Below are 21457 nucleotides of genomic sequence, written 5' to 3' on the forward strand. Positions count from 1 at the left end.
TCGCCGCAGCGGGTCTGGCCACCTCGTGCGGGCTCGGTACGTGGCTCCCGGCTGCTCGGGCGCGCTATCACCGTGGTCTGACACGGCGGGCGGGATGCAGGTCTACTTTCGGCCATCCGGGTGCTCCTCCGGCGTGCGGTCTTGCGGCCCACGGGGTGCGCTTATACGTCAAACTGCTGGACTGACCTGTTGCTTCGCACGCCGGGCCGTTCGGCCGGAAACAGCAGCGGCTGGTCGGCGGGCGCTCGGCGGCTGGTGAACGCTTCTCGGCGGCGAGGCGTCGGTGCCTCCCCTCATCACGCCCCATCACGCCCCATCACGTCAGGAGCGAGGACCACGTGCACCACCCCACGGACCCGGCAGGAAGCGACGACGCCGTAACGGCCCGTACGCTGAGGCGGATCGAGCTGTTCGAGCAGGCGGGAGACGACTGGCGGTTCGCCGAGAGCCTCAAGTCGATCACCGAGGACACCGCCCAGGAGTACGAGGGCCGCGCCGTCCTCGAACTGGTCCAGAACGGGCATGACGCCCTGCACGCCCAGGAGCCCGGCCGGGTCCTCGTCCGGCTCGACCTCCGCAGTGCGGCCGGAGTCCTCTACGTCGCCAACGAGGGCGCGGGCTTCACCGAACGCAACTTCCACGCGATCACGGAGTTCGCGCTCTCCGACAAGGGCGCCGGGGAAGGCATCGGCAACAAGGGGATCGGCTTCCGCAGCGTGCTGCAGCTGACCGACTGGCCCGAGATCTACTCGAAGCACGGCCCCTCCTCGTCGACGTTCGACGGCTACTGCTTCCGGTTCGCCACACCCGCGGACGTCCGGGCGCTGGTCGACGACGGGCGGGCCGAGGAGGTGATCGCGAAGGTCTCCCCCCTCGCCCTGCCGGTACCCGCCGACGTCACCGATCCGGTCCTCAAGGAGCTCGCCTTCGAAGGCTTCTCGACGGTGGTGCGGCTCCCGCTCCGGAACCCGGCCGCGGCGGACGCCGCGCAGAGCCAGCTTGAGCGCATCACGGCCGGGGAGGCGCCGCTTCTGCTGTTCCTGGATCGCATCACCGAACTCGCCGTGGAGGTCCACAGCGACGAGGAGCCGTCGACGCGCCGGTGCCTCACCCGCTCCGCGCGGCAGTCGGAGCTGGTCAGCGCCCGGCCGGAGGACTGGGCGGTCGAAATCGACCTGGCCGAGGCCGGCCGCTACCTGCTGGCGCGGCGCGCCGTCCCGGCCGAGGCGTTCCGCGAGGCGATCGAACGGAGCGTCCAGGCCCACCAGATCGACGGACGCTGGAACACCTGGGAGGGCGAAGCCTGGGTCGGCCTCGCGCTCCGGCTGGACGAGGACCTGCAGCACGGCCGGATGTACACCTACCTGCCGATGGCCGAAACGAGCAGGTCACCGTTCTGCGGCCACGTGCACGCGCCGTTCTTCACCAAGCTGGCGCGTCTCGACATCAGCCAGACCATCGCTCTGAACGACTTCCTGCTCGACCAGGTGGCCGACCTGGCGGCAGCGCTCTCCGAGCGGCTCCGCACCGAGGCGCCGCACGAGCGCGCGCGGGAGCTGGTGCTCGACCTGGTGTGCTGGAAGCCGAAGGACCGCATCGACCGGGCCTTCGCGGGCCGCCTCGCCGACCAGCCGGTCGTGCCGCTGGTGGGCACTTCCTGGGACAGTCTCCGGAATTCGTACACCTGGCCCGAGGAGGAACGGGCCTGGCGAGTCATCACCTCCGAACGGCTCAGCCGGGTCGGTGGCCCCATGCTCGATCCTCGCGTCACCGGGGCCCGCCGCGGTCGACTCAAGCAACTCCACCGGGACCTGCTCGGAACGCTCATGGACACCCCGCAGGCGGCCGCGGCCGGCTGGGTCCAGGCCATCGCCGAGGAGCTCGCCGACGACCGCGTCGACGCGACAGCCGGGACGTGGACCGACTTCTACGACGACCTGGCCCACGCGTTCATCCACCGCTCGGACACCCTGCGCGGGAAGAGGATCATCCTCGACCAGAACGGCGGCCTGCAGCCCGCACTCGGAGCGGCCCCGCAGCACGGCGGACCCGAGCGGACCGTCTTCTTCTCACCGCCGGCGGCGGGCAAGGAGGCGGGCAAGGACAAGAACACCCGGGTCCCCTCGGATCTGAAGGCACTACGGCGCCGCATGGCCTTCACCCACCCCGGAATCGCCTGGAGCCGAGCGGGACGCCACTTCCTCGAACAGCACCAGCTGGTCCACACCTTCGACATCGATCAGGTGCTGACCGACCTGCGCGGCCTCCTGGCCGCGACCGAGTCCGACGCTCTGCGCCGCGACGCCCTGGTCTTCGTCCACCGCCAGTTCCCCGTCCTCAGCGAGACCCAGCGCACCCGGCTGCGCGAGGTCGGACTCCTCGTACCGCGCGTCGACGGAAGCTGGGCCAAGGCCACGGAGTGCCTCTTCTCCCCCGCGTGGGGCACCGAGGGCGCGACACGGTTCGCGCGCTTCCTGGCCGCCGGCGGGGCCGACGTGCCGGCACTCGCGGAACAGCGGGACCAGTGGATCGCCGCACCGGCGGCCTGGCCCGAGGAGGTCCACGCACTCGACGGCTACGGCGAGTTCCTCCGAGCGATCGGCGTCCAGGACGGCCTGCTGCTCACACCCGTCGCTCGCCGCATCGACGCACGCAACGGCCGGGAACTCCAGCCGCGCGGGCTCGCCGCCAGGTTCGGGCTCGGAACCGCCCTGGGCGACGCCTGGGCCGCGGACGTCCGGCAGGCCGGATGGGCGGAGGGTGCGCACCCGTGGACTTCGTACCGGTTCAATACGCTGCCGGTCCACCTTCCCGGGGCCGCCGAGGTCACGGGGCTGAAGCCCGCCGCGCGGCAGGAGTTCGCCGCTCTCCTCCTGCTCGGCCTGCGCTCCTGGAGCAAGAGCGACTTCTCCACCACCGTGTACCGGCCGAGGCCCACCAACCAGGACGTGCATGTCTGGCCCACTCCGCTCGCCTCCGCCCTGCGTCACCTGCCGTGGCTGCCGGTGCAGGACCCGGAAGGGGACGGCCTGCGCTTCGTGGCACCTGGTCAGGCGTGGTTCTCGGAGGACCGGGATCTGCCCGCGTTCGTACCGTCGATCTCCCCGGACATCCGCAAGCTCCTGGCCGACCGCGCGGTGGTGCCCCGCCTGCGCCGGGCGGGACTCCGGATCTGGGACGAGCAGGGCTTTGCCGCCCCGGCCGTCAAGGACCTCGGTTCGGCCCTGGCCCTGAACCACGTGCCGGACCACCTGAGCGTCGCGTTCAAGAAGCAGTACGGGCGGGTGCTCGCGCTCGCGGCCAAGCAGCGTCGGTGGCCGTGGGCCGCCGGGGAACCCGTCCAGCTGGCCGTGGAGACCGGACCGGTCCTCACCCCGCTCACCCCCTCGACCGTCGAGGTCCACGTTGCCGACGAGACGGCCCCGCTGAAGGAGTCGCTGATCGAGTTGGTGGAGCAGCCGCTCCTGGTCACGGCCGCGGGCTCGGGCACGGAGGTCGCCACGTTCCTGGAGGCCAACGGTGTGCCGGTGGCCCGGCTGTCCGCCACCCACGTCGAACTCCAGCGGCCGGACGGCGAGCTCATCACGGCCCAGGACGCCGCCGAGCTCCTGGTGGACGGCAGGGAGTGGCTGGTCACGGTGGTCGGGCTGGCCCTGGAGCTGAAGTCCGGTGCCCGCCACCGGCACAGCGAGCAGCGCGTGCACGCGCTGCTCGACGAATTCCGCACCATCCGGCTCGTCCGCGAGGACGAGGTCGCGGTCGTGGTGGCGGGAACGAAGGCCAAACCTCCGCAGACCACCCGGAGTCTTCCGCTGAGCGACCTCGGGCACCCGACCATCGTCGTCTGGGACTGCCGCGATGCCTGGGAGGAGATCACGTCCTGTGCGTCGGCGATCTCCCAGCTCCTGCGCCAGCCCTCGCTCCACGACGCGCTCGAACTGGCCCTCGTCAAGCTCAAGCAGCACGTCGGCGACGAGCCTCCGGCGGAGCTCGACGATCTGGCCCTCGCCCTCGCCTTCGGCACCACCGAGGCCAGGATCGCGGAGCTGCGCCGGAGTCTGACCGGTGAGGTGCTGGTCGCGGTCCGCCGGCTGCGGCCCGTCCTGGTCTGCCTGGCCGGCGGTGACCGGACCCGGGAGATCGAGGAGGTACTCGGCCGTGCCACCTCGGAGGAAGCACTCGTCGAAGCGCTCGACCGCTACCAGGACGTCCTCCCGCTGGCCGCCGCGGAGCTGCTCGGGCTGGCCCGCAGCCACCCGAACCCGGCCGACCTGCGGGACGCCCTGCACCTTGAGTTCCAGCAGTTCAACGCGGCGCTCGTGGCCCTCGGCCCGCCGTACGCCCCGCTCCGCCACCCGGAGGCCCACACCGAGGCCTTCGAGGCATTCGTCCAGGGGAACGCCGCCGCCATCAGGGACAGGTTGCGTGAGCGGTACGCGCCTTCGGCGGCCCGTGGCGAGGACGTACCGGAGTACGTGGCGGCCCGGCGACTCGACGACCTCGCTCCCGACCCCGCCTGGCTGACACGGTTCGCCTCTCCGCCGGAGCACGCGCTGCGGGCCAGGGTCGCCGACTGGCTTCGTTCACACGGCGCCGACGACGACCTGGACCGCAGCTGCGGCCTCGACCCGGTGGACGGGCTCCGCTCCGACAACTTCGCCCGGCTCGACCGCATGGTGGAGGAGCTGGCTCCGCTGGTGGCCGCCTGGTGCCTCCGCCACGCCACCGCTCAGCCCCCGGCCTGGAACAGCACGCCCGGTTTGGAGGCCAATCGGGGTCTGGAACGATCGGGGCTCTGCGATCTCGTCCGGCTCGGCCGGGAGCAGCTGCTCCAGGTGGTCGGGAGCAGCCTCGGACTTCCGACCGGCATGCCGCTGTCCACCGACCTGTCGACGCTCGGGCTCAGTCCTGCGGACGTTTCCCGAGCCACCACGAAACGCACTCGATCGGCCGGTGGCGGCTCGGTGACCCGGCCGACCATCACGGTGGGTCACACCGAACTGCGGGTCGGCATCGACCAGTACGCGGCGATCGCCGAACTGGCCGGCCGATCGGTCGACGAAGCGTTCCTGTCGCAGTCCGGCAAGGTGACGCTCGGCGCGATGACCCGGCAGGAACAGCGAGGATCCCGAGGAGCGGTCGGCGGCCGAACGGTGGTGGCCCGGATGGCCGGCGCGACCGAGGAGGAGCGGGCCGCGATCGGGCTGGTCGGCGAGGTGACGGCACGGGCCTGGCTGGAGCGGAGGTACCCGGAGGTGTACTGGAGGTCCGGTTACGCGGCCGTCCTGCACGATGACCAGGACGCGGCCGACGGCCACGGCTACGATTTCGAGGTCCGCCGTGGGCCGAGGACGATCTTCTACGAGGTGAAGTCGCTCACCCAACCGGCTTCGGAGCTCACCGAGTTCGAGCTGGGGGTTTCCGAGATCAGGGCCGCCAACCGGTATGCCGCCGCGAACCGGTACCGCATTCTCCTGGTCACGTCCGTCCTGGAGCCGTCGGAGCGGAGGATCCACGACCTGCCGAATCCCTTCTCGGCGAAGGCCCGTGACCGGTTCAGGATCGTCGGGCAGGGGCTGCGCTATCGTTGCTCCCCCCTGAACGGCCCCGGCCGGCGGTGACATGCCGGGAGGGGTGAGGGGCGGGCGGGATTCCCCGCTCGCCCCTCACCGAGCTCACCGGACTCGCTCGACGCTCCACCTCGGCAGGTACTCGAAGAACGCGACGGCCTCCTCCCGCCACCTGGGGCGCCAGGCTGCGGCCTCCGTGGCGGCCGCGTGGGCGAAGCGCCGCATGTCCGCCCGCATCCGCTCCGGGACGCCGTGGCGGTGGGCGAGGTCGCGGATGGCGGCGATGGTCTCCTCGGTGCAGGCTCCGTCGCCGAGTGCGGACTCCACCATGGTCCGCTCGGAGTCGGTGGCCGCCGCCAGGACGGCGCGGACGGTGTAGTTGCGCCGCCCCTCCCGGATGTCCGTTCCGGTGGGCTTGCCCATCGTCCCCGCGTCGCCGAAGAGGTCCAGGTAGTCGTCGCGCAGCTGCCCGCAGATCCCCACCAGCCGGGCGTAGCGGCGCAGTTCCCCGTCGTGGGCGGCGGGCTGGACGCCTGCGGCGAGCAGTCCCAGCTGGAGTGGGGCGAGCACCGAGTAGCGCGCGGTCTTGTAGTCGGCCACGTCGTGCAGCACCTCCTCGTCCGGGTCCGCGGTGAAGTCCCGCTCCAGGTCGATGATCTGGCCGACGAACGTGGCCGTTGCCGCCCGCGTCTGCACCTCGACCATGGCCTGTCGGACCGGGAGCGGGGCCCGGGAATCAAGAAGGACCTGGAGCGACAGCGCGAGTGCGAGGTCGCCGGCGAGGACGGCGAGCCCGAGCGCGGTCTGCGGCCGGTCGGGGAAGCGCCCCCGGTAGGCGTAGTAGGTGGAGGGCCCGCCCCGGCGGGTGGGGCTGTCGTCGATGATGTCGTCGTGGACCAGCCCGTGGGTCTGGAGGAGTTCGATGCTCAGCGCGGCGTCGTCCAGCCCCTCCACGGGTTCGGCAGTCACCAGCCGGGCGGCTTCGAAGAGCAGGGCCACCCGTATCCGCTTGCCGCCGCGCAGCGACAGGTCCCGCAGCAGGGCCAGGCAGTCCGGGGTGAACCGGCTGAACGACGGAGCGTCGAAGGCGGCGGCCAGGTCCTGGAAGTACTGCTCGGACAGCGCGCTGAACCGGCGCTCGTACCCGGCGAGACGGGCCCGGATCTGCTCGGCGAGGACGGCGGCGGCGGTATCGGTCACGAAGATGTCTTCCGTTCGGGCGGGGACGCGCGCCCGCGCAGGCGCGGAGGTGCCACGGATCCCGGCGGTGGTCCGTCACCCATGCTGCCCCACCGGCCTCCCGGCCCGAGCACCCGGTAGCTGCCCTCCCGCGCTCACCGCAGCAGTACAACACGCCCCCGTTCGAAGAGCCGCTCCACCGGAAGGTCGACAAGAGCACCGCCGGGAGCACGGTCCTGGCTGGGGCGGCTCCCGGAGCCAGCTCCCGGGTGCGGTCTCGTGCTGGATACGGACGAACTCCCCTACCCCTGAATGGTCCTCTTGATCAAGGCCGGGAATCACCGGCGCCATTCATCAGAGGGGTCCCTTCGTGAACGAGCATGCACCGCACAGCCGCCTCCCGCGCTCCCGCCGGGGCGGCCGGCACCGGGCGGTGGCGGTCGTGACCGCCGTGGCCGCCGGCGTGATGACGGTCGGAGCGCTGGCACCGACCGCGGCGTTCGCGGGCGGCAAGCCGGACAGCGTCCAACAGGGCCTGAACGCACTGGTCAAGGACGACGGCATGCCCGCCGCGCTGGCCTCCGTGAAGGGCCGTGACGGCCGCACCCGCACCTACACCGCGGGCGTCGGCGACATCGCCACCGGGGCCAAGCCCCCCGTCGACGGTCAGGTGCGGATCGGCAGCAACACCAAGCCCTTCACCGCCGTCGTCGTCCTCCAACTCGTCGCCGAGGGAAGGGTCGGCCTCGACACGCCCGTCGAGACCTACCTGCCGGGGCTGCTGCGCGGCGACGGCATCGACGGACGCAACATCACCGTCCGCCAGTTGCTCCAGCACACCAGCGGCCTGCCCGAATACGTGGACAAGGACTCCATCCTCACCAGCCCGAACCGGTACTACGAACCGCGCGAGCTCCTCGACGCGGCTCTGGCCCAGAAGGCCCACTTCGCCCCGGGTACGCGCTGGGAATACAGCAACACCAACTACCTGCTGGCCGGCCTGATCATCCAGAAGGTCACCGGGCGGCCGCTCGGCGAGGAGATCAACCGGCGCATCGTCGACCGCATCGGTCTGCGCCACACCTACTTCCCCACCCCCGGGGACACGGGCATCCGCGAGGCCCACCCCAAGGGCTACAACCGGGAAGCCGACGGCTCGCTCCGCGACTACACGGAGCTGGACCCGTCCTGGGATTGGGCGGCAGGGGCCGTCGTCTCCACCAACACCGACCTCAACGCGTTCTTCACCGCGCTCCTCGGCGGCCGGCTCCTGCCCCCGGCGCAGCTCGCCCAGATGCGCACCACCGTCCCCGCCGACGAGGTGAGTCCCGGCGTCCGTTACGGGCTGGGCCTGATGAGCCGTCCGCTGTCGTGCGGCGGCCAGTACTGGGGCCACGGCGGGACCATCCCGGGCTACAAGACCACCGGGGGCGTCACCGACGACGGCCGCGCCGCCAGCATCGCGGTGACCGCGATCCCGGGCGACGAGGCCGATCAGCACATCACGGCCACGGTGGACGCGGCCCTGTGCCGCTGACCCCGCAGGCCCTCCCCGGTCCGGCCTGAGCATTCGCAATCCGCAATCCGTAATCCGCACCGGCACCACCAACGGGTTTCCGCGCGCCCCGGCACGCCCCGGCACGCCTCGGCGCGCGGAACCCGCACACCCCAGCAAATCCCCCTTCAGCAGAGGAGTTCCTCCGTGAACGAGCACACACAGCACAGCCCGGCCCGCCGAAACCGCCGCGGCAGGCACGCGGTGGCGGCGGCCGTGGCCGCCGGCGTCGTGGCGGCCGGCGTGCTGGCACCGACCGCGGCGTTCGCCGGCGCCAAGCCGGACAGCGTCCAGCAGAGCCTGAACGCACTGGTCAAGGACGACGGCCTGCCCGCCGCGCTGGCCTCCGTGAAGGGCCGTGACGGCCGCACCCGCACCTACACCGCGGGCGTCGGCGACCTCGCCACCGGGGCCAAGCCCCCCGTCGACGGGCAGATACGCGCCGGCAGCAACACCAAGACCTTCACCGCCGCCGTCGTCCTCCAGCTCGTCGCCGAAGGGAAGATCGGCCTCGACGCGCCCGTCGAGACCTACCTTCCCGGCCTGCTGCGCGGCGACGGCATCGACGGACGCCACATCACCGTCCGCCAGCTGCTCCAACACACCAGCGGCCTGCCCGACTACATGGAAGCCCCCGCCCTCGCGGACTTCACCCCCATCCAGTACCGCTACTTCGAGCCCCGCGACCTCCTCGACGGCGCCCTCGCCCAGAAGGCCAGCTTCCCCGCGGGTACCAGCTGGGAGTACAGCAACACCAACTACGTCGTTGCCGGACTCCTCGTCCAGAAGGTCACCGGACGGCCTGTCGGCGAGGAGATCACCAAACGCGTCATCGACCGCATCGGTCTGCGCCACACCTACTTCCCCACCCCCGGCGACACCACCATCCACGAGGCCCACCCCCACGGCTACTTCCGCAGCTCGCCGGACGCGGCCCCGATCGACTACACCGACATGGACTCCTCGATGGCCTGGGCGACCGGGGCGATCGTCTCCACCAACACCGACCTCAACGCGTTCTTCACCGCGCTCCTCGGCGGCCGGCTCCTGCCCCCGGCGCAGCTCGCCCAGATGCGCACCACCGTCCCCGCCGAACTCCTGGGCCCGGGGATCCGCTACGGACTGGGCCTGCAAAGCAGGCCGCTCTCCTGCGGCGGCCTGGCCTGGGGCCACGGCGGCACCTCCCCCGGCTACCGCACCCGCGGCGGCGTCACCGACGACGGCCGCGCCGCCACCATCACCGTCACCACCGTCCCGGGCGAGGCCGGCGCGCAACACATGGCGGCCGCCCTGGACGCGGCCCTCTGCCGCTGACCGCTCCACCCCTCGGACCGGCTCCCGCGCGCGGGGGCCGGACACCGGGCAGACGGCCTCGCGGCTCCCGTGGACGGGGGCCGGGAGGCCGTCTGTGGAGTACCTACCGCTGCCGGAATCAGTCCGCCTCAGCCCGCCGGGTTCGCGGGGCGGGCCTCGACCAGGCCGGACTCGTAGGCCGCGATCACTGCCTGGGCGCGGTCGCGGACGCTCAGTTTGGCGAAGATGCTGGTGATGTAGTTCTTGACCGTGGAGACGCTGATGCCCATCGCCGACGCGATCTCGGCGTTGTCCAGGCCGGTGGCCAGCAGGTGCCACACCTCGATCTCGCGGGGCGTCAGTTCACCCAGGCTGGAGGCCGGCAACGGCACCGGTGCCGGCGGCAGGCGGGGCGCGGTGACGTACGTGGAGATCAGCCGGGTGAGCAGGCGCGGCGCCACCGCCGCCTCCCCGGTGTGCACGGTGCGCACGGCCGCCGAGAGCTCCTCCGGGGAGACGTCCTTGGGCAGGAACCCGGAGGCGCCGGCGCGCAGGGCGGCGACCACGTACTCGTCCATGTCGAAGGTGCTCAGCGCCAGGACCCGGCAGGCCGGTAGTTCCCGCGTGAGCCGCTCGGTCGCCTGGACGCCGTCGAGAACCGGCATCCGGATGTCCATCACCACGACGTGGGGCCGGTGCCGGTGCGCGAGGTCGACCGCCTGCTGGCCGTTGTCCGCCTCGGCCACCACCTCGAACGCCGGGTGGGGTGCCAGGATCAGGGCCAGGCCCCGCCGTACCAGCGGCTGGTCGTCGGCGATCAGCACCCTGATCCGCTCCGGGGTTCCCGTCATCCGAGCCGTTCCTCTCCGTCGGCCGGCGCCACCGGCAGGCTGGCCATCACCCGGAAGCCACCACCGTCCACGGCGCCGGCCACCATGCTGCCGCCCTGCAGCGCGACGCGTTCGCGCATGCCGATCAGACCGTACCCGGTGCGGCCCGCCCTCGGTCCGGCCGCACCGCCCGCTCCCGCCAGGGCGCCCACCAGGGTGTCGGCCGGCGCGGCGGTGCCGTTGTCGGACACCTCGACGGTGATCCGGTCCGGGTGGTACGTCAGCCGGACCCGCGCCTGGGCCCGGCCGGCGTGCTTGCGGGTGTTGGTGAGGGACTCCTGGACGATCCGGAACACCGCCAGGCCGGTGCTCGGCGGCAGCGGGCGCTCCTCCCCCAGGACGGCGAACTCGGTGGGAAGGCCGGCCCTGCGGGACTCCTCGACGAGCCGTCCGAGGTGCCCGACTCCGGGCTGCGGCTCGGACGGCGACTCCTCCGCCTCGTCGCCGGCCCGCAGCACGTCGAGCAGTTGGCGCATCTCGCGCAGTGCCATCCGCCCGGAGCCCTCCAGCGTGACCAGGGCGTCGCGCACCACCTCGGTGTCACCCCCGAGGTTCGCTCTGGCACCGCCGGCCATCAGCTGCATGGTGGTGATGTGGTGGGCGACGATGTCGTGCAACTCCCGTGCGATGCGGCGCCGTTCCTGCGCCACCGCACGGTCGGCCAGCAGCCTGCGCCTGACCTCCACCTCGTGCTGCCAGCGCTTCAGCGCCTCGGCCGCGGCGATGACCAGCGCCGCGGCGAGCACGTTGGCCGCCACTCCCGAGAACGGAGGCGGCAGCGGATGCCCCCGGCCCAGCAGCGGTACGGCGGCCGCCGCGAGGGCGGCCGGTACCGCCACCACGAGGCCGCGCGAGCGGGCGACCGCGAACAGCGCGATGCAGAGCGTGCAGTTGAAGTGTTGCGGCACCGGCCCGCTCAGGTTCAGGGCCAGGCCGAGGGCCAGCACACCCGTCAGTGACGCCAGCGGGTAGCGGCGCCTGGTGAGCAGCGGCATGGCCGCCAGTACGAGCAGGACCAGCGCCGTGAGGGCGATCGGCTGGCTTCCGTCCGGGCTGCCGATCGAGTAGCCGAGGAGGTCCAGGGCGGCCGACCCGACGGCCACCAGCGCGTCACTGGCCGTCCAGGGCAGGCCATCGGCTCTCGGCGGCGGCTGCGGCGGCTGCAGCTGCGGCAGCGGCAGGGGCCGGTGGTGCGTCGACATGCTGGTGATGGTCCTTTCCGTGGCCGGCCGTGTGCCGTCGTCCATGAGCCGTGAGCCGTATGCCGTTCCTGCGGAGGCCCTCGGGGGGGGGCGTCCGAGGTCCATTCTCCCTGCGGCCCCCGGCCCCGAACCGGCACCCGGGACCGATCCCGGACCAGGCCCCTGGTCCTGGTCCGGGCCCGGTGGCGAGCCCAGGTCCTGACGCCGTTCTCCTCCCGCGCTCGGACGAGAACGCCCGGTACGCCGTGATGCTCTGGAGACGTGCCGGAAATCCCCGGCGACAGCACCACCGCCGGAGGACATCGTGATCCGCGCCCTGACCGGATTCTCCACCAGGAATCCGTGGAAGGTGATCGCCGTATGGGCGGTCCTGGGAATGCTCCTGACCGTCCTGAGCCAGACATTGATCTACCGGGTGACCCAGACGCAGACGGCCGACTTCCTGCCGAAGAGCTACGACTCGGCCGCCGCCATGAAGATCGCCCAGGACCGCTTCGGGACGAAGCCCGACGCCAATCCGGTGACCGTCCTGGTCGCGCGGACCGACGGCCGGGCGCTGACCGCCGCGGACCGGCAGCAGATCGGCGACGGGACCTTCGAGCTGCTCTCCGCCAACCTCACCGGAAACCCCGCCGACCCGGGCCTGGAGAACACCTACCGGGGCCGCGTGGGGTGACCGCCAAGCTGACGGTGCGTCAGAGTGCGCCACCCGGGCCACCGGAGTCGAAACTGATACTCCGTCATATTCCGCTTCCCGGTGGCCACCCCGTAGTCGCGCGGCTAGGGTGGGCGACGATCCGTCGGGCTCCTGACGGGCCGAGCCGGGGGGCGGGATGCGGATGGCGGCCATTGCCGGCGTGGGGTCACGGTCGCACCGCTTCGGCCGCAGGCCCGCCGCGCCACCCACCACTCCGGGCCGGCTGCGCCGGGTTGTGGTCGCGCTGGTCCTGTGCACGGCGGCGCTGTGGGGGACGTTGGAAGCGGCGCTCGCCGGCGCGCACACGGCGGTGTCCGCCGCCGAAGCCCATGCCGACCCGGCCCTTGTCGACATCGCGCAGCTGTCGTACCTGCTCGCCGACGCGGACCGGGTCGCGGCCGGGAGCTTCGCCTCGGGGACGGTGCGCCTGAGCGGGCCGGGGCAGCGTTACCAGGACGATCTGAAGTCGGCCCACCAGGCGTTGGCCCGGGCCGCCGAGCACGACGCGACCGGGCCGGCCGGGAGCGGGCGACTGCAGGCCGTCGAGGGACTGCTCGTCGAGTACACCAGCCTGGTCGAACAGGCGCATGCCACCGAGAGCCAGGGTGCCCTCGGCGCCGCCTACTTGAGCTACGCCTCAAGCCTGATGCACAAACCCGGTGACGGAGTCCTCGCCCAGGTCCAGCAACTGCGGGCCGCCGAGCAGCAGGAACTGGGCCGGCAACAGCAGAGCGGATGGCTCGCCCCGGTCGTGCTGCTCGGCGTGCTCGCCCCCGCGGCGCTCGCCCTGGTCCTGCTGGTCGGTACGCAGCGCTTTCTGAGCCGCCACTTCAACCGGCGACTCAACCCGTACCTGCTCACCGCGTCCGTCCTGCTGCTCACGCTGGCCGGCTGGACGGTGGTGGCGACCCTGCACACCGACCGGGCCTTCGGCACCGCCACCGACGAGGTGCTGCCCCGGCTGACCGCCACCTGGCAGGCTCGCGCGCTCGCCGCCGAAGCGGCAGGCGGCGATGCGCTGGCGGTGGTCCAGACCGTCCCCGGACAGGACCTTTCCGACGACTTCGCCACCTACACCGGCCCACTGGCGGACCGTCCGGTCACGCCGGGAGCGGTCGCGGCGGCCGAGAACCAGCAGCCCGCGTTCCACGGCATCCTCGCCGACCTGTTCGATGCCGACCTCCGCCCCGACTCCTCCCCAGCGAAACGGGACGCCGCCTTGCACACCCTCCGGGACTTCCAGCAGTTCACCGCGGCCGATGCCGAGCTGCGCCGGCAGGCCGCCACGCGCGGCCCCGCCACGGCAGCCGCGGCCGACCCCACCGTGGTGGCCACGGCTGTCGGCCCCGGCGCCGCCCAACTGGGCGGCGCCGGCGCGGCGTTCGACGCCGACCTGGCCCGCCTCACGGAGCTGGACCGGCAACGGCTGGCCGATGCCGAATCGGCGGCCCGCTCCGACCTGGACCTGGGCCGCGCGCTCCCGGTGCTGTGCGCCGCCATCGCGGTGCTCTGCCTGGGCGGCCTCTGGCCACGGATCGACGAGTACCGGGCCGCGCGATGAGCAGAGCAGACCGCTGGGCCCGGGCCTGTCTCGCCCTGCTGCTGGTCGCCCTCTTCGGCCCCACGGCCTGCAGCAGCGGCGGGTCGGGACCTGTGGTCCATGTGCTCGGCACCTGGACCGGCAGCGAGCGGGACTCGTTCCTGGCCATGGTCGCGCCGTTCGAGCAGCGGACCGGGATCAGGGTGGACTACCAGGGCTCCCGGGACTCCGACACCGTGCTGGCCGACCGGGTCGACAACGGGACGCCGCCCGATCTCGCCGTCCTCTCCAGCCCCGGAAAGCTGGTGCAGTACGCCCGGGCCGGCCGGTTGGCCCCGCTCGACAATGCGCTCGACCTGCCGGGCATGGCCGCGCAGTACGGAGCGAGCTGGGTGCGGTTGGGCGCCGTGGACGGCAAGCAGTACGCCGTGTTCGTCAAGGCCTCGGTGAAGAGCCTCATCTGGTACTCCCCCAAGGCCCTTGCCGCACACGGCTGGACGCCACCCGGCAGCTGGGACCAGCTGAACACCCTGGACCGGCAGATCGCCGGGGCGGGTGTCCCCCCGTGGTGTGTCGGGCTGGAGTCCAGCTCCGCCTCCGGCTGGCCGGGCACCGACTGGTTGGAGGACATCGTCCTCGCCCAGTCCGGGCCGGACGTCTACGACCAGTGGGCGAGCGGCGCGCTCGCCTGGAACTCTCCTGCGATCAAGCGGGCCTGGCAGACCTGGGGAGACGTGGTCGCCGCCAAGGGCCTGGTCCGCGGTGACTCCCGCGGCATGCTGCTCACCGACTTCGCCGGCTCGGGCAACTCGCTGTTCGGCCGGCAGCCGGGCTGCTACTTCGAGCACGCGGCGTCCTTCATCACGGACTACTACCAGCAGGGCGACCCGCAGCTCAAGGCCGGCGAGGACTACGACTTCGCCCGGTTCCCGACCATCGACGAAGGGTTCAAGGGCACCGAGGAGGTGGCGGGCGACCTGCTCGGCATGTTCCACGCCACCCCGGCCGCCCAGCAGCTCGTCGCCTACCTCACGACGCCCGAGGCGCAGCAGATCTGGGTGGCCCGCGGCGGTGCGCTGAGCCCCAACCGCCAGGTGCCCACCACCGTCTACCCGGACGCCCTGTCCCGGCGCCTGGGCCAACTGCTGGTCGACGCCCGGGCGGTACGGTTCGACGCCTCCGACCTGATGCCGGACGCGATGCAGAGCGCGTTCTACCGAGCCGTGCTCGCCTACGCCAACGACCCTTCGCAGCTGGACACCCTGCTCACGGACCTGGACCGGGTCCGGGCCACCGTCTACGCCTGACTTTCGGCTGGGGACGGCAACCCGCATCTCGGCCGGCCGCGCGCACCCGGCCGCCGGGTAACCGATTAGGTGATCGCCGGCCGGTGCCGTACAGTCGGTACTACCGACGCGGGGTGGAGCAGCTCGGTAGCTCGCTGGGCTCATAACCCAGAGGTCGCAGGTTCAAATCCTGTCCCCGCTACTTCTGCCATTGGGGCCGACGCACACTGTGCGTCGGCCCCAGTGCTGTTCTCCCTCGGTCGCCTTCGGTGCGGGCCCCCGGTCAGCTCACCGTCGTGGTGCTGAGCGCCTGCGCGGTGGCGGGGTAGCAGGCGGTGGGCACGTCGACGGTGAAGAACGAGACGGGCACGGTCGCCGTGAAGGTCAGCCCCGGGTCCGCGTAGCTCGTACCGGCCACCGAGGTGCTGATGACGCTGCCGGAGGCCCCGGCGGCCAGGTTCAGGGTCAGCGCGGGGAGCGTGAAGGTACCGCCGCCGTCGACCGACCCGTTCACGGTGAGCACGACGTTGCCGTTGTTCACCGCGACGCTCGCGCTGCCCGAGTAGCCGGAGCCGCCGGTCAGCGACTCGCCGGTCAGCGTGGCGTTCGCGGGGACCGGCACGGTGAGCACGATGTTGCTGATCGACTGGATGCTGTAACCGCCCACCGTGGTGGGCACGGTGAGCGCGTCGGGGGCCAGGGTGACGGTGAACTGGCTGCCGGCCGCGACGGTGGCGGGCGCGGCGGCGTTGACACCTGCGTTGAGGTTGAAGGTCTGTGCCGACCCGATCGGCGGAGTCGCCTGGCAGGCCAGGACGACGGGGGTGTCCGCGGCCGCGGCGGTCGGCGCGAACAGTCCGATCGCGGCCACGCCGCCGGCGAGCACGACCGAGGCACGTCGCAGAGCAGAGGTCATTCCCATGAGGGTTCTCCCGCGAAGCCTGAGGTGGGGGGTGAGGGTGGGGCGCGCGAGCGTCGGGGCGTGGGGTACCTGAGCCGCCCGGCCACCCGGCGGCCCGGCACAGGCCGGGCGAATTCAGCATGGGCGCGTCAGGGACCCCCAACAATCCCGCTGCGCAAGGTAGTTGCGGCACTTTCCGGCCATTCTCCGGCCGCGCCCGCCCACGGGGTGCCGCCGCCGGGCCTCACGGCTGGTCGGCGGCGGCCTCGCGTTCGCGGCGCTGCCGGTGCTCGGTGCGGATGCCGCACCAGGCGGTGCAGGCCAGGCTGGCGGCGATGATTCCTTCGGCCCAGAAGAACGCGAGGTAGTCGATCAGCGATCCGATCGGCGGTGAGCCGGGGGCGGCGTTGCGCATGCCGATCAGGGCGAACAGGCTGGCCGCCATCCAGCCCAGGGAGGGCCAGACCAGGCCCTCGCGCTTGCGGTAGAGCACCTCGGCGGCGCCGAGGACGGCCAGGGCGATGGCCCACATCGCCGCGATCATGAACCAGGCGAGGATGAAGGTGCTGCGGGAGCGGGTGATCTTCGCGTCCAGGGCCACGGCGCCGGTGGCCCCGGCCGTGGCCTGCGGGCGCACGACGAAGAACGGGTCGGTGTCGGTGAGGACCAGGCCGACCGGCACGGGGGTGGCGCCGCTGGTGGCCGTGAAGCCGGCCTCCATGCGGTAGCGGTCGAAGGGGTAGTCGGTGATGGTGCCGTCGTACATCCCGACGTGGACGAGCTGGGGCGCCGCGCTCTCGCCCTCGGCTGCCCGGATGGTCGTCCTGGGTGTGCCGGTGACGGTGATCTCGACGGGTCGGCTGAAGGCCTGGCCGTCGGCGCCGGCGGCGAGCCTGCCGTGCGGTACGGGCGTGATGTAGAGCGTCAGCTGCTGGGCAGCCGGGTCCACGTCCTGGGCGGTGACGTCGAGTTCGATCCAGTCCTGGGCCGAGGGGATCGCCAGTTCGCGGGTCTGCTCCCGGGTGTTGCGCTCGTTGAGGTACAGCCCGATCCCGCTCCCGCACAGGGCGACGACCATCGCCAGGACGACGGCGAACCGCCAGCGGTGGCGAGGAGCGCGGCGCGCAACCGGGCTGGTCGCGCTGGTGTCATCGGTGGTGACCTGCACGGTCGTCCTTCCTGAAGCTGTGGAGTCGGGGCGGCGGCCGACGCGTGCGCGGCGGAGGCCCTGGCGGCCCGCCTCCGTGGGGGGGGGTGGACGGGCCGCCAGGGGGCACGGGGCCCGCGCTGCGGCGGGCTGGTCCTGGGACCGGGGGTGCCCCCGCATCTTTTACTAGACTGAAAATTCAGTCAAATCCAGAGAGAGCGGTGATCTACGACGCACACGGCGTCGAGGCCGGGCGCCGCCGGAGCACGGGTCCGGTGGGGCGGCCGTCGCACGCCCCGGCGCCCTTCATTAGCGGACGGGCCGGCTGCAGGCTTGACCGATTTTTCAGTCAATGAAAGTGTTGACGGCGAGCTCGAAGTTCACCGGCTCCCGCCTCGGCATCCACGTCGTCAACGGCGCCGTCGTCGCCGCTTCGTTCGGCACCGTCCCGCTCGGCAACGCCTCGTTCGGCGACCGCCGCCTCGACGCCGGCAGCCGCGACAACCAGCGCTACCCCATGACCGGAGAATCCCGTGCCCCACCCTGATCTGTCCCGCCGCACCATCCTGCGCTCCCTCGGCGGCGCGGGCGTCCTCGCCCTCGGCCTGACCGCCTGTTCGGACCTCGACGAACCCGTCGAGGACGCCACGCAGGCCCCGCAGCCGTCCGGGGCGCCGCAGTCTTCCGGGGCGCCGCAGCCGTCCGGGGCCCCGGCGGCGCCCGGCGGACGCCGCTTCGGCGCCGAATGGGAGAAGCACGTCCGCACCGTGATGTCCTGGCCCGCCTCGGAGAACGTCTGGGGCGACCAGCTCCCCGACGTCCGGAAGGACATCGCCAGCCTGGCGCGGGCCATCGCCGCCCGCGAACCGGTCGTCCTGATGGCCCGCCCCGAACAGAGGGACGCCGCGCAGAGCGCGTGCGGCTCCGCGGTCGAGGTCGTCCCCATCGCCGTCGACGACCTGTGGGCCCGCGACACCCTGCCGGTGTTCGTCGAGGAGGGCGGCAAGGTCAAGGGCGTCGACTTCAACTTCAACGGCTGGGGCAACAAGCAGCAGCACGCCAACGACGGCAAGATCGCCCGCACCGTCCTGGCCAAGTACGGCGTCGAACGCATCGAGACGAAGCTGGTCGCCGAGGGCGGCTCCTTCGAGACCGACGGCCAGGGCACCCTGCTGGTCACCGAGAGCTCCGTCGTCAACGGCAACCGCAACCCCGGCATGTCCCGCGACCAGGTCGAGGCCGAGCTCAAGAAGGCCCTCGGCGTCACCACCGTGATCTGGCTGGCCGGCGTCAAGGGCAAGGACATCACCGACGCCCACGTCGACTGCCTCACCCGCTTCGCCGCCCCCGGCGTCGTCCTGCTCGACCAGGCCTTCCCCGGTTCGCCCGCCGACGTCTGGTCCCGGTCCGCCGACCAGGCCCGCGGCGTCTTCAAGAACGCCGTCGACGCCCGCGGCAAGAAGCTCGACGTCATCGAACTCCAGCAGCCCGACCCCGACAAGATCACCGGCCGCGGCGACGCCTTCGTCTCCTCCTACATGAACTTCTACGTCGGCTCCAAGGGCGTCTACCTCCCGAAGTTCGGCGACGACCGCGCCGACGACCGCGCCCAGCAGATCCTCAAGCAGCACTTCCCCGACCGCGAGATCGTCCCCGTCAAGATCGACAACATCGCCGCCGGAGGTGGCGGCATCCACTGCGCCACCCACGACATCCCGGCCGCGGGGTGAACGCGCGGTTCGACTGACACCCGCCGGGGCGTGCGGCCTCCTCGAAGCTCTGCAGAAATCGAACAGTTCTGACTTCAGGCAGCACAGGCCCCTGCCGAGAGTTCGGCAGGGGCCCACGGTGCAGAGACCTGTAGACGGCCGGGACCTGCCGTCGACGAGTGGCAGGCCCGCCGACATCGGCTACCGTCTGCCGCCGGTCCGACGGCCCGGCCTCACCTCAGGTGTCGGGTGAAGAACTGGGCCGCGGCGTCCCCGGCGAACCCCTGGCAGGTGGAAGGTCGGTCAGCAGCGGCACCGTACGACGGCCGGCAGCGCCTCCAGCTCGACCTCGATCGCCTCCCGGAGCAGGCGTCGTGCGTGCTCCAGCGGCATCGAGCCGGTCAGCCAGCGGGCGCTGAGGCCCTCGATCAGGACGGTGAGGCGTTCGGCGGAGGCCGAGTGGGCCGGCGCCGTGGCCTCGGGGCGGGCGCGGCCGAGCAGGTCCGCGACGTCGTGCACCCAGGCGTGGGTGGCCCGTGCCAGCTCCTCCCGGAGATCGGGCTCGAAGACCGCGCTGGCCCTCAACTCCCCCCAGGCCGTGCTGTTCTCGCGCACGTCCGGGGTGTCTTGGAGTTCCAGGAGCAGGACCTGTTCGAGATCGCGTCGGGGATCGTCCGAGTACCCGGCCGAGTCCCCCTCGGCGGTGTAGCGGTCCGCCCGGTCGCTGATGAACTCCAGGGTCTTGCGGAGCAGCCCGGCCCGGTCGGTGAAGTGGTAGTACAGCAGCGAGGTGGACACCCCCGCCTCGGCGGCCAGTTCGCCCACGCGCAGCCCGCGCACGCCACGCCGCGCGATGACGCGGGTGGCGGCGATGAGTATCTCTGTTCGACGATCCGACACAAGCGATCACCCTACCCGGCCGGGGCCCCTCATGGAGGAATTCCTGATCAAAGTTTCAGGGCCCAATGACCCTGCGACCAGGCGGGCGACCTCGGACCGGGGCTCACGGCAGGTGCACGGCAGGCTCGGGCCAGGCCGGTGTGGCAAGGAAAACCGCGATACCGTACGTATCGGGTATTGACTGAATTTTTAGTTGCAGCCAAGATGTGCGTCACCCCACACCTCCCCGCCCCCAAGGGAGTCCTCTTGGACACGCCCGTTCCCACCCGCCGCAGCCTGCTCAGATTCGGCGCTGCCGCCCTGCCCGCAGCGGCCCTCGGCGCCGCGTTCGCCACCGGCCTCGGCACCTCGGTCGCCGCGGCCGCAGACACAGCCACGGCCACGGCCACGGCCGCAGGCGCAGCCGCGACGCCGTCCGGCGCCACGCTGCGGATGCCCGCGGAGACCGACCGGCACACCCGCACCTTCATGGCCTGGCCCGCCCTGTCCTCGGTCTGGCGCAACCAGCTGTCGGGCGTCCGCCGGGACATCGCGAACGTCGCGTACGAGCTCTCGCGCTACGAGCCGGTCGCGGTGCTGGCCCGCCCCGGGCAGGCCGCCGACGCCCGGTACTACTGCGGCTCCGGCGCGTACTACGGCATCGAGGTCCTGGAGATCCCGAACGACGACCTGTGGATCCGGGACTTCGGCCCGACCTTCGTCGTCGCACCCGGTGCCATCGCCGGGGTGGACACCAACTTCAACGGCTGGGGCAAGCGCGGCACCTCCTACTACCAGCCGTACGCCAACGACGCCGCGGCCGCGGGCACGCTCCTGTCCCAGTACGGGATCGCCCGCGTCCAGGCCCCGTTCGTGGGCGAGGGCGGCTCGCTGGAGACCGACGGGCAGGGCACCCTGCTGGCCACCGAGAGCTCGCTGGTGAACCCCAACCGCAACCCGGGCATGACCCGGGACCAGGTCGAGCAGGCGCTGAAGTCGACGCTCGGCCTGGACAAGGTCATCTGGGTCCCGGGCCTGGCCGGTCAGGACATCACCGACTGCCACATCGACTGCCTGGCCCGCTTCATCTCCCCCGGCCAGGTCATGCTGGACCAGCCCGGCCCGGGCACCGACCCCCGGTGGGTCGCGGTCTACCAGCAGACCAGGCAGGCCCTGCAGAACGCCACCGACGCCCAGGGCCGCCGCCTGACCATCACGGAGCTGCCCGGCCCCGACCGCAACTCCATCCGGGGAACGGGCAAGGACTTCCTGTCCAGCTACACCAACTACTACACGGCCAACGGCGCCGTCCTCGTCCCGCAGTTCGGCGACGGCTACGCGGACGGGGTCGCCTACGCGATCCTCCAGGCCAAGTACCCCGACCGCACCGTCGTCCAGCTCAACATCGACAACATCGCGAGCGGCGGCGGCGGCATCCACTGCTCCACCCAGTCGCAGCCCGCCGTACCGCCTGCCGGCTGAACGCGGCTGAGCGCGGCCGAGGCCCCCCCCCCCCCCCCGCCCGGCCCCCGGGCGCGGGCCCCCTGCCCCCGCCCCCCCACGGGAAGCCGTCCCTCGGCGCAGCCGGCGGCGGGCGGGCCCCGTGGCA

The 21457-nt window shown here is 72.2% G+C and carries 15 protein-coding genes and 1 tRNA gene; 10 read left to right on the forward strand and 6 right to left on the reverse strand.

Features of this window, described 5'->3' with window-relative positions; genetic code table 11:
* Positions 1-338: 338 nt before the first annotated feature.
* Complete coding sequence (locus ACFVHI_RS31155) at positions 339-5621, forward strand: sacsin N-terminal ATP-binding-like domain-containing protein (protein ID WP_380345005.1); 5283 nt, start codon at positions 339-341, stop codon at positions 5619-5621.
* 54 nt (positions 5622-5675) lie between these two features.
* Here the strand turns inward: ACFVHI_RS31155 and ACFVHI_RS31160 are convergent, their stop codons facing one another.
* Complete coding sequence (locus ACFVHI_RS31160; protein ID WP_380345007.1) at positions 5676-6770, reverse strand: polyprenyl synthetase family protein; 1095 nt, start codon at positions 6768-6770, stop codon at positions 5676-5678.
* A gap of 349 nt (positions 6771-7119) precedes the next feature.
* On the opposite strand from ACFVHI_RS31160, the gene ACFVHI_RS31165 reads away from it, so the two are divergent.
* Both ACFVHI_RS31165 and ACFVHI_RS31170 read left to right on the forward strand, forming a co-directional pair.
* The gene (locus ACFVHI_RS31165; protein WP_380345009.1) at positions 7120-8286 is read left to right on the forward strand and encodes a serine hydrolase domain-containing protein; all 1167 of its coding nucleotides are present in this window, start codon (positions 7120-7122) and stop codon (positions 8284-8286) included.
* A gap of 165 nt (positions 8287-8451) precedes the next feature.
* Entirely contained in the window at positions 8452-9618 is a 1167-nt protein-coding gene (locus tag ACFVHI_RS31170; protein WP_380345011.1) for a serine hydrolase domain-containing protein, read from the forward strand.
* Positions 9619-9746: 128 nt separating this feature from the next.
* Here the strand turns inward: ACFVHI_RS31170 and ACFVHI_RS31175 are convergent, their stop codons facing one another.
* On the reverse strand, positions 9747-10448 hold the full coding sequence (locus tag ACFVHI_RS31175; protein WP_380345013.1) for a response regulator: 702 nt from the start codon (positions 10446-10448) through the stop codon (positions 9747-9749).
* Positions 10445-11689 (reverse strand): sensor histidine kinase, encoded by a 1245-nt coding sequence (locus ACFVHI_RS31180; protein WP_380345015.1) that lies wholly within the window; start codon positions 11687-11689, stop codon positions 10445-10447. The genes ACFVHI_RS31175 and ACFVHI_RS31180 overlap by 4 nt, the downstream gene beginning before the upstream one ends.
* Positions 11690-11993: 304 nt before the next feature.
* Between ACFVHI_RS31180 and ACFVHI_RS31185 the strand changes: the two genes are divergently transcribed.
* From ACFVHI_RS31185 to ACFVHI_RS31200, 4 genes are all read left to right on the forward strand, one after another.
* Positions 11994-12365 carry a hypothetical protein gene (locus ACFVHI_RS31185; protein ID WP_380345017.1) on the forward strand — a complete coding sequence of 124 codons (372 nt, stop codon included), beginning with the start codon at positions 11994-11996 and terminating at the stop codon, positions 12363-12365.
* A gap of 163 nt (positions 12366-12528) precedes the next feature.
* On the forward strand, positions 12529-13947 hold the full coding sequence (locus ACFVHI_RS31190; RefSeq protein WP_380345019.1) for a hypothetical protein: 1419 nt from the start codon (positions 12529-12531) through the stop codon (positions 13945-13947).
* Positions 13944-15233: an ABC transporter substrate-binding protein gene (locus ACFVHI_RS31195; RefSeq protein WP_380345021.1), complete on the forward strand. Its 1290-nt coding sequence runs from the start codon at positions 13944-13946 to the stop codon at positions 15231-15233. The genes ACFVHI_RS31190 and ACFVHI_RS31195 overlap by 4 nt, the downstream gene beginning before the upstream one ends.
* A 107-nt stretch (positions 15234-15340) precedes the next feature.
* A tRNA-Met gene (locus tag ACFVHI_RS31200) sits at positions 15341-15414 on the forward strand.
* Between the two features lie 81 nt (positions 15415-15495).
* Here the strand turns inward: ACFVHI_RS31200 and ACFVHI_RS31205 are convergent.
* Positions 15496-16128, reverse strand: a complete 633-nt coding sequence (locus ACFVHI_RS31205; RefSeq protein ID WP_380345023.1) for a cyclase — start codon at positions 16126-16128, stop codon at positions 15496-15498.
* A gap of 229 nt (positions 16129-16357) precedes the next feature.
* Positions 16358-17281 carry a DUF4436 family protein gene (locus ACFVHI_RS31210; RefSeq protein ID WP_063352383.1) on the reverse strand — a complete coding sequence of 308 codons (924 nt, stop codon included), beginning with the start codon at positions 17279-17281 and terminating at the stop codon, positions 16358-16360.
* Positions 17282-17612: 331 nt separating this feature from the next.
* Between ACFVHI_RS31210 and ACFVHI_RS31215 the strand changes: the two genes are divergently transcribed.
* Entirely contained in the window at positions 17613-17807 is a 195-nt protein-coding gene (locus ACFVHI_RS31215; protein WP_380345025.1) for a hypothetical protein, read from the forward strand.
* Complete coding sequence (locus ACFVHI_RS31220) at positions 17794-18990, forward strand: agmatine/peptidylarginine deiminase (RefSeq protein WP_380345027.1); 1197 nt, start codon at positions 17794-17796, stop codon at positions 18988-18990. Before ACFVHI_RS31215 ends, ACFVHI_RS31220 begins: the two co-directional genes overlap by 14 nt.
* Positions 18991-19272: 282 nt before the next feature.
* Here ACFVHI_RS31220 and ACFVHI_RS31225 read toward each other — a convergent pair whose 3' ends face one another.
* Positions 19273-19869 carry a TetR/AcrR family transcriptional regulator gene (locus ACFVHI_RS31225; protein ID WP_380345029.1) on the reverse strand — a complete coding sequence of 199 codons (597 nt, stop codon included), beginning with the start codon at positions 19867-19869 and terminating at the stop codon, positions 19273-19275.
* A 246-nt stretch (positions 19870-20115) separates the two neighbouring features.
* Here ACFVHI_RS31225 and ACFVHI_RS31230 point away from each other — a divergent pair, with 246 nt between their 5' ends.
* Positions 20116-21330, forward strand: coding sequence for an agmatine/peptidylarginine deiminase (locus ACFVHI_RS31230; protein WP_380345031.1), 1215 nt, complete (start codon positions 20116-20118; stop codon positions 21328-21330).
* Positions 21331-21457 lie beyond the last annotated feature (127 nt).

Source organism: Kitasatospora sp. NPDC127121 (assembly GCF_042677305.1).
GTDB lineage: Bacteria > Actinomycetota > Actinomycetes > Streptomycetales > Streptomycetaceae > Kitasatospora.

What these genes read in the sequence shown, in the direction of transcription:
- ACFVHI_RS31175 (WP_380345013.1), bottom strand. Translation starts at nt 10,448, where the DNA reads ATGACGGGAACCCCGGAGCGGATCAGGGTGCTGATCGCCGACGACCAG.
- ACFVHI_RS31180 (WP_380345015.1), bottom strand. Translation starts at nt 11,689, where the DNA reads ATGTCGACGCACCACCGGCCCCTGCCGCTGCCGCAGCTGCAGCCGCCG.
- ACFVHI_RS31190 (WP_380345019.1), top strand. Translation starts at nt 12,529, where the DNA reads ATGGCGGCCATTGCCGGCGTGGGGTCACGGTCGCACCGCTTCGGCCGC.
- ACFVHI_RS31195 (WP_380345021.1), top strand. Translation starts at nt 13,944, where the DNA reads ATGAGCAGAGCAGACCGCTGGGCCCGGGCCTGTCTCGCCCTGCTGCTG.
- ACFVHI_RS31205 (WP_380345023.1), bottom strand. Translation starts at nt 16,128, where the DNA reads ATGACCTCTGCTCTGCGACGTGCCTCGGTCGTGCTCGCCGGCGGCGTG.
- ACFVHI_RS31215 (WP_380345025.1), top strand. Translation starts at nt 17,613, where the DNA reads ATGAAAGTGTTGACGGCGAGCTCGAAGTTCACCGGCTCCCGCCTCGGC.